We start from the raw sequence: 13461 nt of genomic DNA, 5'->3' as shown, positions 1-13461 counted from the left end.
TGATATTGAATTAATTGGTGTTTTCAGTTTTTGAGGTAGTCCCGTTTGAACTGTTTGAGGTTCCGTTGGCTTGCTGTTTTTCTTTGGCACGCTTTTCCTTACGGTCACTGTCTTTGTAATCCGTAACATAAAAGCCGTCACCTTTATATACAACGCCGCCACCGCCGGAAATTACGCGCTTCACTTTTTGTCCGGTTTCGGGACATTCTTCGAGAGCGTCGTCTTTAATACTTTGCTTGATTTCAAAGGTCGTTCCGTCTTCGCGTTTGTACTTATATGTTGGCATAGTTGATAATACTTTTATTTGGTTCTAATAGCAGTGAGAAATAGCATAAAATGTGCCAAACTCGTTTGTTCGTACAAATTTACAGTATGCTATGTTAAATCTTGCAGTCCTGTTTGTAATCGTTTGACCGCTTCTTGCAGATCCTCCATGGATGATGCATAACTGAGTCGCAGGCCGTTAGGTTCCCCGAAAGCGTCGCCGGGTACGGCGGCCAGCCCGTGTTGCTCGATCAGGTACATGCACAAATCGGTACTTGATTCAATGGTAGTTCCATCTGATGATGTGGTACCGAGATAGTGAGAGATATCGGGAAATACATAAAAAGCACCAGATGGTTTAAAGCATTTGAGTCCGTCGATATTTGATAACGCATCCACGATATAATCTCGTCGTTTTTCAAATGAGTCGCGCATATTGCGGACGGCATTAAGGTTTCCGCGGTAAGCCGCTTCGCCTGCTTTTTGTGAAATACTGGATGGGGCTGAAGTTTCCTGACTCTGAATTTTAGCAACGGCATTGGAAAATGATTTAGGTGCTGCCAGGTATCCGAGTCGCCAGCCGGTCATCGCAAATCCCTTTGAAAATCCGTTAATGAGTACTGTGCGTTCTTTGAGCTCCGGTGCAACGTTTAGGATGCTCACATGCTCATCCTTAAAAACGATGTATTCGTAAATTTCATCCGAAATAATATTCACCTCTGGATGATCAGCCAGTACATCCGCCAAAGCCTTAAGTTCATCGGCACTGTAGCAGGTGCCCGTGGGATTAGAGGGCGAACAGAGCATTACCGCTTTGGTGTTTTCGGTGATGGTATCTTCGAGCTGCTCGGGCGTCATGCGATAGTTGTTTTCAAATGAGGTACGTACGGTTACCGGAGTGCCACCCGCTACGTTTACCATCTGCGGGTATGAGACCCAGTAGGGCGTGGGGATGATAACCTCATCACCTTCGTCTACCATGGCCAGCATGCTAAAGCCTAAAGCTTGTTTAGCACCATTGGTACAGACAATTTGAGAAGGATCATAATTGAGCTTATTGTCGCGCTGTAGTTTATTAGCAATACTTTGCCGCAGCTCAGGCGTGCCGGTATTCATTGTATAGCCGTGAAAGCCATTATTAATGGCTTTAATAGCAGCTTCGCAAATATGTTGGGGCGTTTTAAAATCGGGTTCGCCGGCACTGAGCGAGACGACAGACTTACCCTGACGCGTTAGTTCTTTTGCTTTGGCTGAGATGGCCAGAGTTTCGGAGGGAGAAACAGCTTGCGCTCGTTTTGAGATCATAACGCTATCAAATCAGTTCTTGAGATCAGTTTTAGAAAGTACTGAAAATAGCAAAAAGTGCGCTCTATTTCTATGTGTTTATGAGATGGATATCCCGGAAGTGTTGATAAGAAGAGATTGGCAGCCTAACGAATTGTTACTGAGTAGAAGTCAATATGAATTACTTCTCTTCTTTATCCTTGAATTTTTCGTGCAGTGCTTGTGCCACATGATTGGGCACAAAAGAGGATAAATCGCCATCCCAGTACGCAATTTCTCTAACCAACGACGCCGATATAAAGGTAAGCTGCTCGTTGGGCATCAGAAAAACAGTATCAACCTCGGGCGCCAGCCGCCGATTCGTAAGGGCCATGCGGAATTCGTATTCAAAATCGGATACTTGTCGAACCCCGCGCACCAATGTTTGGGCATCCCGTTCTTTAGCAAAATCAACCAGTAAGCCGGTAAACTGTTGAATCTCAACTCTTTCGGCCCATGGTTTGTCTGTTAAGCACTCTTTGATGAGGGCTTCGCGCTCATCCCCCGAAAAGACGGTTTCTTTCTTATTATTTACGGCAATGGTTATAATGACTTCATCAAAAAGTTCGGTTGCACGTTCAAGAATATCCAGATGTCCGTAGGTGATGGGGTCAAATGAACCGGGATACAGGGCCAGCGTTTCCATAAATAGTAGATTTTAAAATTCAATTCCTGGTTGATCAAGAAAAATACTTACATGGGTGCGTCCATATTCTTTGTAATAGGAACAGTGCGGATGATCGGTAAAATCATGTCGCTTATCGTGCTCCAGAATTAACCACCCATTTTCTGCAAGCCAGCCATCAGAGGTAATGGTTTCGATCATCTCGTGCATATATTCATAGTCGTAGGGTGGATCAGAGAAAATGATATCGTAGGGGAGCGGCATGCCTTCCAAGAACTTTTCTACCGGTGATGTCGCTGTCCTGATTTGATCACTTACATTAAACTCCCGCCCTACACTTTCAATATGCTTGATATTCCTGCGGTCGTTATCTACAAATAGTACTTTTGAAGCCCCCCGTGAGATAGCTTCAAATCCCAGATTGCCCGACCCGGCAAAAAGATCCAAAATATTAGCATTGCGGATATACTTTCGGGCATCGAGTATCGAGAAAAGCCCTTCTTTGGTACGGGCCGCCGTGGGACGAACGTTTAACGTGTTTGGAATATTTATCTGACGGCCTTTTAGCGTGCCGGTAATGATGCGCATATGCTGCTGATTCTGTTTTTGAAAACCCTATTTAGATGTAAAGGTACAAAAAATAATACTGACAGAGATAATTGCCGAATCAATTCAGCTATCAATCATAATCGAGAGCTAACATTATGGCGGGGAAGGCCGACTCAAGGTTAAAGCCATATGTTTGTTCATCAGCTTCAATTTGAATTTTATCAAGGGTGTCCATCTTGGTAATGGTTCCGGCATCATCCCAAAAAGGTTCCAGGATTTCAATAACTTGAAAAGCATTTTGACCATAGACATAAATCTCTTCGTGCAGGCCGCCCATCCAGTTAAGTTGCTTCGTATGCTGAAGCCACAGATAGGGCAAATCCTGAACTTCGTCGTAGGGAATGTAGGTGGCTCCGCGCAGTTTCCCGAGAATAAATGAAGCTACAGAAATGCAGTCTTGGTAACAACAGACCGTCATAAACGATCCGCCGGGATTTGCATGTTGAACCCAGCGCAAACCAATTTCAAAATCACTGACCAGGTCGGTTGTGGACGTATTCCCGGTTAATTCCCGAAACCCTTCGAAGGATTGATTGTTCCGAAGCAATAGAAACTTATAATCTTGATTGCTTAGGGTGTACCAGGTGGGCTGGATGTTTTTGCGGTCAATCCCGCTCATCAAAATGTTGATGTGTTTTTCTCGTTCATCGGAATCGTCATAAACGATTTTGGGGACTGAGGTCCAGCATTCTTGAGTAGGAAGTGAAAGAATACGTAGATGACGAATTTCGTACTCTTCCTTGAACTGATCAATAGTTTGCTTGATACCCCGAAAGTGCTGCTCGGAATTTCCAAGCAGCGTTTCGGTAATATCAAAGTTAAAGTCGTAACATCCTATATGCGCCAGCTTTTGTGAACTTGTTGGATCGTTGACAGCATAAAAGAGCTGATTTTCAAAAAAGCAAAGTCCTAAGCAAGGATGTTGTTCCTCCATCTGTCATTATTTCCAGCTGGCAGCATTAAGTTCAGTAGTTTTTTCAAGCGACCCGATGCGATCTTCGGTATCCGGATCTTCTAATAGATAAATATTCGGACGTAGGGTATCGTTGAGCGCATACTCGAATTTCTTGTGGGGTGGTCTCGGTGAATATATCAGCGAGTCCGGATTGAAACTTTTATTTGGATCTGCTGGTGCAAAAAGAGAGTCCCCATTGGCGACCATCAGAGAATCCGTTTTTAAATAGCTTACAAGAGTGTCGAGTCCGCCCTCAGTAGGAGGGAAATTGTCTTTATCCTGCTCGTATTGGACCAAGGCATCGCGAACAAGCCCCATTCGATGGCGAACTTGTTCGGTCATCTGTTCGCGTTCAATAACTTCTTCGTAAGGGTCAACAATTGAGTGGTACAGCCAATACCCTAATACAATGATGACTATTGCCAGTACAATACTTAATATTCTGTTACGCTTTTCAATATCCATGTGCAGATACGTATATAATTAAAGTGGTTTTTGAAAATATGACTTTGAAAATACATGCCGACTTGCTGATATGCAACTGGAAGTCTAAAATGGAAAATATTTTCCGATATTAATTTTTATGCCGAATGTATGTTCTTATCCACGATTTGATGGTGTCAGGTGAAAAATCTTTTCTGTTAGGTAAGAAGATAATCCTCGCCGCTTAAATTGTTGCAGCTCCTCCAGCTTTGATTGTTCGCGCATACATACAAGTTCAAACTGGTTGCCAAAGAGCTTTTGTAGCTCTTGTTCATCCACCGAAAAGGGCGGACCGTTCATCTCACTTTGATTGTACTCAAAGGTTTGTATCAAAATTTGGGTATCAGTATTACAGAGATCAATAATTTTTTTGGCGTGATGTGGTCGTTGCTCAGGAGGTAAAGCTATAATAGAAGCTTTGTCGTAGATAAGATCTTGCGGAGGAATTTGGGTTACCGGTAGTTTTACGAAGTCTCCTTCCCATAATTCCAGGGAATCGGAACGGTAGATTGTAAAGCCGTGACTGGAATCCTGAACAAATGGCTCGTTATGTTGCTGCATCACTTGGTGCAGAGCTTTCGGAGATACATCAACGCCGGTAACGGTTTCAGAATGTTTTGCGAGCCACAGTAAATCCAGGGATTTGCCACAGAGCGGTACAAGAACTCGTGCATCAGATTTAATACCAAGGCGACTCCACAGGGTGGGAAGGGGCGGATAAACAGTATCCATATGCCAGCCGGTATTCCCTTTTCGCCATCGACTTTGCCAGTAACTTATTTCCATATGTTCTTGGTTCGGATCTGATTTTTATCAAAATAAAAACAATTGACCGGGGATAGAATTTAATTGCGGTAAAAAATAAAAAGGGAAAATCACCGGCCTTACAGAATCGTAATTCTATTGTGATTAAGTTATATTTAGCCATTTCAAAATGCCTGTGCTACAATTCATCAGCTAATGTAAACGATAAATTTTTGTAAGTCCGTTGAACCGGAAAGTTCTAAACCTGGCGATTCCCAATATTATTAGCAATCTCTCCGTGCCTCTGCTTGGAGCAGTTGATACGGCACTGGTAGGGCATCTCGAAGAAGCATATTATCTGGGAGCGATTGCTGTAGGGAGCATGATCTTTAATTTTATTTTCTGGGGATTCGGATTCTTGCGGATGGGTACGACCGGAATTACGGCCCAGGCTTTTGGAGAGAAAAATCAGACCGAGAGCATTATGACACTGACACGGGCGTTAACCGTGGCCATTGTTTTTGGGGTTTTAATTGTACTGCTGCAGGCATGGATTGCCGACCTTAGTTTTTGGCTCGTAGAGGCATCCCCCGAAGTGGAGCGTTACACCCGCATCTATTTTGAGATACGTATTTTTACCGCCCCGGCAACGTTGTCACTGTATGCTATTAACGGTTGGTTTCTGGGGATGCAGAATGCTCGTTATCCAATGATTGTCACTATCTTTTTGAACAGTCTTAATATCGGACTTGATGTGCTGTTTGTTTACGGTATGGGAATGACCGTTGACGGCGTTGCGATGGGAACGCTTATTGCTCGGTATGCCGGGATAACGCTGGCAGTGGTCCTGCTGATCTATAAGTACCGAAGCTGGTTGAGCGGTTATGTGCATGATCTACTTCTGGAGCTGGAGGCCATGAAAAATTTCTTTACGGTAAATCGTGATATTTTTATCCGCACGTTGTGCCTCATTTTTACCTTTTCCTTTTTTACGGCAAAATCTGCTGAGTTTGGAAATGTGGTGCTGGCTGCGAACTCTATACTGTTGCAGCTCTGGATGATTGTCTCGTACGGCATTGACGGATTTGCCTATGCTGCTGAAAGTCTGATTGGTCGCTATACGGGATCAAACCAACAAAAGCGTGTGAAGCTGGCCGTGAAATACTGCTTTATTTGGGGCACGGGCATTGCCGTGACGGCATCATTGGTATATGCTGTTTTTGATGTACGAATCCTGCAGATTTTTACCAACCAGCAGGATGTAATCGATACAGCGATGGTTTATTTTCTGTGGACGATTGCTGGTCCTGTAGTAAGTAGTTTTTCATACATATGGGATGGTATTTTTATAGGGGCAACGGCAACCGGACCAATGCGCGATTCCATGATTGTTGCTACGCTTGTCGTATTTTTGCCTACCTATGCTATTGGCGTTCATTATTTGGGGAATCATGCTCTGTGGTTGGGAATGACGCTTTTTATGTTAGCCCGCGGTGCTACGCTTACCTATTTTGCTCCCAAGCATATCCTTAAAATAAATTTGTGGTCAAAAGCGTAATGTAACGACGATGGTTTTGATTCAGTTAAAATGTGGGTTAGATTGGTTCTCAGAAGATTTACTCATAGGTAAGAAATAGAAATTATGAAGACGATAATGCTGATGCGCCATGCGAAGTCACTCCATGGAGCTGGAAAACAGAAAGACTTTGATCGACCGTTGGCCAAAGAGGGAGGTGTCGATGCATCAAGAATGGGATTGTTTATCAAGCAGGCAGGAGTCCGACCCGGATATATTATCGGATCTACTGCTAAGCGGGCTCAAGAAACGATCGAGCTTCTCACAAAGGCTGCTGATTTAACATCTGATATTATCAGCTGGAATAAAGACCTGTATTATGGAGGGGCACGAGATTATCTTTCGGTGGTGCAAAAGGCGTCAGAAAATATAGATCGTATAATGATAGTTGGGCACAATCCTCTGCTCGAAGAAACAGCTTCTCTTTTATGTAATGGTGAAGGAGAATATGTGGCGCGAATCTCGTCAGGGGGATTGGTTAGCATTGAGCACCCCGCAATAGAATGGAAGCAGATAAAACCGGGGACGGCTCGTTTTCGTTGGATGATGATTCCCGAGTTGTTACGAAAACTGGATAAATAATTAGCCGGTGACGTCTTCGTAATCAGAAAGACGAGAACTTTCATCTTCTTCGTCAATGAGTTCGAGGATGTGGGAAACAGCTTCGTGTGGATCACGATAAAAGTGGTCTTTACCCATAAACTCACGTAGTCCGGACTTATTGACAATATCCCGTATAGGTCCTTTAAGACCGGCAATATAAAGCTCGATATCCCAGTTTTTAAGGGTGCCCACCATTGTTTTAATTTGTTCAATAGCTGTGGTATCGAGAGTGTTTATAGTGCTGCCGTCAATAACAACATAGCGCGTTGACTTATTGCGCTCCCGGCTTTTCTCGATAATGTAATCCCGGAAAAAATCGGCATTAACGAAAGAGAAAGAGGCATCAACGCGGAGAATCATGAGGCTATCAATGGGTTTGGCTTCAGGGTTGCGCTCCAGATTTTTAAAAAGCCGGGTACCCGGAATAATGCCAAGTTCTGCTACATTGGGACGACTGTATTTATAGAGCATGTGAATCATCGAGGCAACAACGCCCAGCAAAATACCTTCTTGGATACCAATAAGCAGCGTGCTAACAGCCGTAAAGATCGCAATAAGTCCTTCGCTGTATCGGGTTTTATATAGAAATTTAAATTCCTCAATATCAATAAGGTTGAGGGCCGAGACAATAATTATGGCCGCTAATATCGGCATCGGCAGGAAGTAGAAAATAGGGGTTAAAAACAAGAGGGTAGCAATGATCACAACAGAAGTTATGATGTTGGCCAACGGTGTTTGGACGTTTGCCTGTTCCGAGGCCGCTGAACGAGAAAAACTACCGGATACGGGGATCGACTTAAAGAAGCTGCCAAAGAAATTGGATGCGCCAATTGCTACCAGCTCGTGGTTGGCATCAATAATATAGTTGTGGCGTTTTGCAAATGTTTGTCCCAGTGAAGCAACACTCATGAATTGTACCAGGGCCAAGGTCAGGGCAGTGGGAAGAAGTTCACGCATATTGTTAAAATTGATATCGGGGAGCGAAAGAGCAGGTAATCCCGTTGGAATATCCCCCACCAACTGAATGCCGAGCTGATCGGCTCCCGTCATCCAAGATAAAAGGATACTGGCGGTTAGTATAGCAACTGAAATAGGAAATATAGGTTTCACATACCGTATAATGGCCATTATCGCAATGGCAGCAATACCCCATGTGAACGTTTGCCAATGGATTTGGTCAAAATTACTTATAAGATCTTCAATAATGACAATAATATACTGGGTTTGAGAAAGTTCAATCCCGAATAAATTGTTAACCTGGCTAAATGCAATGATGAGGGGCGCCGCAAGTGTAAAGCCAGCAATAACCGGTCGTGAGAAAATATTAAGGACCGATCCGAGTCGCATTGATCCCATTAACAGTTGCAAGCCACCAGCCATCATGGTAAGTAAGATTGTGAGCGTGATATAGCGATCAGTGTTCGGTTCCGCAAGAAGGCTAACACCCGCAGCTACAATCAGCATGTCGATGGCTACAGGACCGATAGAAAGGTTTTTAGAGGTACCCAACAATGGATAGATAAGCAAGGGAATAACACCGGCATATAGTCCGTAGATGGGTGGGACGCCTGCAATAACGGCATACGCCATCCCCTGGGGAATAAACATGACCCCCGTCGTAAGGCCGGCTGTAAGATCGCCGCCAAACTTTTGACTGTCATAGTTGGGTAGCCACTCGGCAATTCTAAATGTTTTTCGTAGCCATTCTTCCATTTATGAATAAAATCCCAATAAGGTAAATTGAACCCGAAAGATAATAGTTATAGAATTTTTTTGTCTATATAAATTAAACAATAGCTAACAATATAGATTTTATAACGGCCATATTATAGGGGCTAAAATGATTACAATAATCCAAAGTGTTATGGCAAGGGGAAAGCCGACCTTAAAGAAATCGGTAAATTTGTAATTGCCCGGACCATATACCATTAGGTTGGTCTGGTAACCAATAGGAGTTAACAGGGCCATAGAAGATACCAGAGTAATGCTGGCAATAAATGCTCGAGGATCAAATCCCTGTGATTGAGCAACGGATAGTGCAATGGGAAACATTAGGGCTATTGCACCATTATTCGTAATGGTCTCGGTAAGTAGAGCGGTAACCAAAACGAGTCCAGTAAGTATAATTCGGGGGCCATAATCGCTGGTTATGCTAAGCATCCCATTACCGATCAATTCTGCTGCCCCACTGACCTCCATCGCTTTGCCAAGTCCCAGAGCAGCGCCAATAACAATTAACACGGTCCAGTCGATTGATTCTTTTGCATCACCCGGTTCAATAACATTAAAAGCCAGTAATACCGCTACCCCCAGAATGCCAGCTAATGCAATATGGAAAATTCCAGCGGTTACTGATGTAATGATGCCAGCAAGTACGAATAGAGAAACATATAGATCTTTGCCTAAATCATTTTTTGGGTCTTTTCCACTGTTAGAAGAAGGGGCCTCACCACCAGCCTCACTTGTCAGGTAAAAGTCTTGAGAATCTTCATGGGCTTGTTGGAACCCGCGTTTCGTATCTAACAGTAATACATCCCCGGGACGGAGAACAAAATCCCCCAAGTTTTCACGTATCCGTTTTTCGCCTCTTCTTACACCGGTGACGGCAGCGCCAAAACGATCTAAAAGCTTTGCCTCTTCTACCGTGGATCCCACTAATCGAGAACCTTCTTTAACAACCACTTGGTGGAGTTCCCGGTTCTTTTTTTCGTCTCGTTTAATATCTCGCGGCGGTTTAAAGGCAAGTCTTAGTCCGGGATAATCAGTAAGGTCTGGGGCAAGATCCAAAAATCCCTTTTGGGGAGCATAAAATAAGTGATCTCCTACGCGAAGCTTTTCATCTTCGGGTACGGGGGCGATTTCGTTGTCATGCCTGTTAATGCGTACAAGTTGAAACCCCGGCAGTTGTTGTAAGTTCGCTTCTTCCACCGTTTCTCCAACAAGGGCAGCTTCTTCAGTTATCTCAAGTTCAACCAGTGATTTACGCTGAGCTTCCTCCTCATCACGAATATCACTGCGGTCAGGGGTAAGCTTTGGACTAAAAATAATGATATAGATTAAGCCAATTATAGCACAGGGAACTCCTAACCATGCTAATTCAAAAAATGAAAATCCAGCTAAGTTGTTACTCTGTAGCAACCCGTGAGCTATTAGATTTGTGCTGGTTCCGATTAATGTACACATGCCCCCTAAAATAGCTGCATATGATAATGGTATAAGCAGTTTTGAGGATGAGACATTGTATTTACGTGCCCACCGACGGATAGCGGGTATACCCATCGCAACTATTGGGGTGTTGTTAAGAAATCCCGAATAAATTGAAACGCCTGGCGTCATCCTGAATAATATTTTTCTGATGTTTTGACTGCCTTTACCAAGAATGAACTCACTGGCATAATCGAGCGCACCACTGTTACGGAGGGATGCGGCAACAATATATAAGGTGCCAAGGGCTAAAATGGTGGTGTTGCCAAATTGACGAACCGCTTGCTCAAGGCTAATAACTCCTGCTGCAGTAACAACTCCAACAGCCGTCATAAGGATAGCATCGGGAGTCCATATGTCAAATACTAAAGCCAAAAATGCAAGAATAAGAACAAGGAGTGTTATCGTAATATCAAAACCCATGTGCTAAAAAAGCGTGGTTTGATGTGTAATAATTTAAGGATTAATTGGTTCTGCTATCCGAAATCTGCATTTCTTTTAACAAGCTTGAGTTATTATACATTTCCGATATTCGGGAGATTATATGGCGAATATCCATGTTAACGGTTTGGGAACGCTTGGGCATATAAAGCAGATCATTGATCATGCTTTTGGGGCTTCTTTTTGCTACGATACCAATAAGATTTCCGTTATTGTTTAGTACCGGGCTGCCAAAACTACCGCCTGAAATATCGGTGGTCGATACAAAATTTACAATACTATTCTTATCCCCCGATTCTTTTACCCGGCCCGTACTCAGCCGCAATGTTCCATTAGCATCGGGATAGGTGAGCGATTCGCCACGGAATTTGAGGAGGCCCTGCACATATAATTTTTGCGCCGGCCGAAGGTAGGGCACATGCTGCGAATAGTTCTTCCGGCTGAATTGATAGCTGCTCAATAGCTCATTATAAAGTTTGACCAGCTCATCTTTTGGATGGTTACGAGCACTGTCTGCAGGCAGGTTTAGAAACTCTTTAGCACGATTCAGGTCGTATACTATAGACTGGCTGCTTTGTGTTTCTAAATAAGAGGTAATTTCTTTTTTAAGGGCATTTTCCTGGCTATTGCTAAATAGTTCTATAAGATGAAAGGGGACCTTTCCATCGGGCAGGGTAGCGAGCGTGTAAAGCATGTCCCCAAGCATCAGGGTTTGGGCTTCGATATTGGTTTCACTGAGTATGCTTTGATGTCGCTGCAAAACTCCTTTTTTCTTAGTGCTGCTGATTTCAGTATTAGTGGGATCACTTATATGCTCGTAATACGAATTGTACAGTCCGGCTATTTGCAGGAGTTTATTGTTGTTTATGGTATTGACCAATGCAAAAAGCAAGTCGCCGGTTTGGGATGCTATTCTATAAGATTGTTCAAGCTGACTTAGCACACGGCGGTATTTAATATTGCGTAGTGAGTCCTGTTTGATCCACTTTTTAAATTGTTCTTCTTCTGTCTGTTTTTTTGTAATAATATGGTGTTCATCAATACCCTGTTGTAGCGCTTGGTAGTATATCAGGTTGTGATTTAGTGAGGAGCGAAGCGGTGCGTTTTGAATAGCTGTGGCAGAATCCTGGCCGGCAGCGTATTCTTCTGCATCGAGGATGGCTTTGTAGGTATCAATTAGTACGGGGTTGCGGTTTTTCCGGTAGAAGTCGATGGCGTAGCTGCTTTCGTAGCGCTGTGTTTCGCCGGGGAAGCCAAGGGTTAACGTAAGATCTTGAGGAGCAACTTTCTCATCAGCAATTGCCAGGTGCTTTTCCGGCTGAAACGGAACGTTGGATTTGTTATAAGTTTTGTTTCGTCCATTTGGACTTTCGTACGCTCTCAAAAAGGCGTAATCTGCAGCATTTTTTATGTTGGGATTGGATGGGGCATGTACCAGCCGGATATCTCGAATTACTTTATAGACCGACATAAACTGTCGGTTGCCACTCCAGGTATCGTTGATCTCTACGACTAAATTGTTGTTACGGGATTGTCGATCTGCAATAATTTGTTTCTCGATTTTCTGCTTTTGTTGTCGTCGCTGCCGGTAGGTCAGTGAATCGGCAAGCTGCCGGTTGATCCGGTCAGTAATCTCTTCCTGTTCAATAGTGATGAGCAGGCTAAAGTTCTCGAGCGGGATTTCTTGTTCGCGGGATTGGGCATAAAAACCATTCTGGAGATAATTTTGGTTGCGATCGCTGTTTTGTGCAATCCCTTGAATGGCAGTGCTGTAATTGGTGAGTAATAGTCCGTTTGAAGATACGAATGATCCGGTGCCGGCCTGACTTTCACCGATTTTTATTTTTACTACGGCTTGGTTGAGCGAGTTACCCTCGGGAGTATAAATTTCTTTTTGTGATAGGGTAACGCCTTGTGATTGTAGGTTATCATAAAGGGGGCCGTCGATTTGCGGAAGCAGCCAGAACCCGGGAGGGTCCGAGGTTTTATCGGCACTGTTTTGTTGCTGGTTTTGGGATGATTTGTCTTGGCCGGCTTCTTGTATTGTGGCAGGAGAGGAACATCCTCCCAAAAGAAAAAGGAGTAGCAGGATGGTTGATATAGCGCTACGTAATTTTTTGAGGGCGGGTTGTTGCATAAAAACGTGCGTTGAATAAAATTTTGTGGGTGAAGAATTACGAAGGTGCGAAGATTTTTTCTTACATTAAAGCGGTTTGAATGTTATTGGTATTAAAATTGACTAAGGTTTTTGGATTATGAATTACAAGCACAAGTTATTTTATCTCTGTAAAACCCCACTTAGCGCTGAAGGTCCCAAGGATGTTGAAGTCATTGACCGGGCCGAGAGCAGCGATGAGTTCCCTGAGCTGTTTAAGGAATACGAGGAGCGGCGCGCTCATGCTTTTAATGAGGATAAGCTCTATAGTGTTATTCGGGCTGATGATGTTTATGAGTTGCTGCGTACGGGTACTGAACAAGAAGCCAAGGAGATGGCTTTTGATAAGGCCCAGCAAGAGATTGTTACAAACTTGCAGCACCGGGTAATGCAGAAGAATGATAAAGAGGCAAAAGCTATTCTTAAGGAAGTGCACGGTGTTGAGTAGCAAGTGATTTAATATTATCTGCCGCTTGGGC

12 protein-coding genes and 1 pseudogene are annotated in these 13461 nt (G+C 43.7%); 3 read left to right on the top strand and 10 right to left on the bottom strand.

Annotated elements, in window-relative coordinates; genetic code table 11:
- Positions 1-10 precede the first annotated feature (10 nt).
- From CK503_RS02815 to CK503_RS02785, 7 genes and pseudogenes are all read right to left on the bottom strand, one after another.
- On the bottom strand, positions 11-286 hold the full coding sequence (locus CK503_RS02815) for an FmdB family zinc ribbon protein (RefSeq protein ID WP_095605276.1): 276 nt from the start codon (positions 284-286) through the stop codon (positions 11-13).
- An 89-nt stretch (positions 287-375) separates the two neighbouring features.
- On the bottom strand, positions 376-1569 hold the full coding sequence (locus CK503_RS02810; protein ID WP_095605275.1) for a pyridoxal phosphate-dependent aminotransferase: 1194 nt from the start codon (positions 1567-1569) through the stop codon (positions 376-378).
- A gap of 160 nt (positions 1570-1729) precedes the next feature.
- Positions 1730-2233, bottom strand: coding sequence for a pantetheine-phosphate adenylyltransferase (gene coaD / locus CK503_RS02805; RefSeq protein WP_095605274.1), 504 nt, complete (start codon positions 2231-2233; stop codon positions 1730-1732).
- A gap of 12 nt (positions 2234-2245) precedes the next feature.
- Positions 2246-2803 (bottom strand): annotated as a pseudogene (gene rsmD, locus CK503_RS02800) (16S rRNA (guanine(966)-N(2))-methyltransferase RsmD); the annotation flags it as partial.
- A gap of 88 nt (positions 2804-2891) precedes the next feature.
- The gene (locus tag CK503_RS02795; RefSeq protein ID WP_095605272.1) at positions 2892-3755 is read right to left on the bottom strand and encodes a hypothetical protein; all 864 of its coding nucleotides are present in this window, start codon (positions 3753-3755) and stop codon (positions 2892-2894) included.
- Positions 3756-3761: 6 nt separating this feature from the next.
- On the bottom strand, positions 3762-4241 hold the full coding sequence (locus CK503_RS02790) for a hypothetical protein (protein ID WP_095605271.1): 480 nt from the start codon (positions 4239-4241) through the stop codon (positions 3762-3764).
- Positions 4242-4376: 135 nt separating this feature from the next.
- A complete protein-coding gene (locus CK503_RS02785; RefSeq protein ID WP_095605270.1) occupies positions 4377-5045 on the bottom strand; it encodes a class I SAM-dependent methyltransferase in 669 nt (222 codons plus the stop codon).
- 202 nt (positions 5046-5247) lie between these two features.
- Between CK503_RS02785 and CK503_RS02780 the strand changes: the two genes are divergently transcribed.
- Positions 5248-6561: an MATE family efflux transporter gene (locus CK503_RS02780; protein WP_095605269.1), complete on the top strand. Its 1314-nt coding sequence runs from the start codon at positions 5248-5250 to the stop codon at positions 6559-6561.
- Between the two features lie 84 nt (positions 6562-6645).
- Positions 6646-7161 carry a SixA phosphatase family protein gene (locus CK503_RS02775; RefSeq protein WP_141239867.1) on the top strand — a complete coding sequence of 172 codons (516 nt, stop codon included), beginning with the start codon at positions 6646-6648 and terminating at the stop codon, positions 7159-7161.
- Here the strand turns inward: CK503_RS02775 and CK503_RS02770 are convergent, their stop codons facing one another.
- The 3 genes from CK503_RS02770 to CK503_RS02760 all read right to left on the bottom strand — a co-directional run bounded on the left by CK503_RS02770 (position 7162) and on the right by CK503_RS02760 (position 12964).
- Positions 7162-8895, bottom strand: coding sequence for a SulP family inorganic anion transporter (locus CK503_RS02770; protein ID WP_095605267.1), 1734 nt, complete (start codon positions 8893-8895; stop codon positions 7162-7164).
- A gap of 99 nt (positions 8896-8994) precedes the next feature.
- Entirely contained in the window at positions 8995-10809 is a 1815-nt protein-coding gene (locus CK503_RS02765; protein ID WP_095605266.1) for an SLC13 family permease, read from the bottom strand.
- Between the two features lie 40 nt (positions 10810-10849).
- Positions 10850-12964, bottom strand: coding sequence for a S46 family peptidase (locus tag CK503_RS02760; protein WP_095605265.1), 2115 nt, complete (start codon positions 12962-12964; stop codon positions 10850-10852).
- 118 nt (positions 12965-13082) lie between these two features.
- Here CK503_RS02760 and CK503_RS02755 point away from each other — a divergent pair, with 118 nt between their 5' ends.
- The gene (locus CK503_RS02755) at positions 13083-13430 is read left to right on the top strand and encodes a hypothetical protein (protein WP_095605264.1); all 348 of its coding nucleotides are present in this window, start codon (positions 13083-13085) and stop codon (positions 13428-13430) included.
- Positions 13431-13461 lie beyond the last annotated feature (31 nt).

It is taken from the genome of Fodinibius salipaludis (genome assembly GCF_002287075.1).
Taxonomy (GTDB): Bacteria; Bacteroidota; Rhodothermia; order Balneolales; family Balneolaceae; genus Fodinibius; species Fodinibius salipaludis.
This window is presented reverse-complemented; position numbering and strand designations above follow the sequence as displayed.

What these genes read in the sequence shown, in the direction of transcription:
- CK503_RS02815 (WP_095605276.1), bottom strand. Translation starts at nt 286, where the DNA reads ATGCCAACATATAAGTACAAACGCGAAGACGGAACGACCTTTGAAATC.
- CK503_RS02810 (WP_095605275.1), bottom strand. Translation starts at nt 1,569, where the DNA reads ATGATCTCAAAACGAGCGCAAGCTGTTTCTCCCTCCGAAACTCTGGCC.
- coaD (WP_095605274.1), bottom strand. Translation starts at nt 2,233, where the DNA reads ATGGAAACGCTGGCCCTGTATCCCGGTTCATTTGACCCCATCACCTAC.
- CK503_RS02795 (WP_095605272.1), bottom strand. Translation starts at nt 3,755, where the DNA reads ATGGAGGAACAACATCCTTGCTTAGGACTTTGCTTTTTTGAAAATCAG.
- CK503_RS02790 (WP_095605271.1), bottom strand. Translation starts at nt 4,241, where the DNA reads ATGGATATTGAAAAGCGTAACAGAATATTAAGTATTGTACTGGCAATA.
- CK503_RS02785 (WP_095605270.1), bottom strand. Translation starts at nt 5,045, where the DNA reads ATGGAAATAAGTTACTGGCAAAGTCGATGGCGAAAAGGGAATACCGGC.
- CK503_RS02775 (WP_141239867.1), top strand. Translation starts at nt 6,646, where the DNA reads ATGAAGACGATAATGCTGATGCGCCATGCGAAGTCACTCCATGGAGCT.
- CK503_RS02770 (WP_095605267.1), bottom strand. Translation starts at nt 8,895, where the DNA reads ATGGAAGAATGGCTACGAAAAACATTTAGAATTGCCGAGTGGCTACCC.
- CK503_RS02765 (WP_095605266.1), bottom strand. Translation starts at nt 10,809, where the DNA reads ATGGGTTTTGATATTACGATAACACTCCTTGTTCTTATTCTTGCATTT.
- CK503_RS02760 (WP_095605265.1), bottom strand. Translation starts at nt 12,964, where the DNA reads ATGCAACAACCCGCCCTCAAAAAATTACGTAGCGCTATATCAACCATC.
- CK503_RS02755 (WP_095605264.1), top strand. Translation starts at nt 13,083, where the DNA reads ATGAATTACAAGCACAAGTTATTTTATCTCTGTAAAACCCCACTTAGC.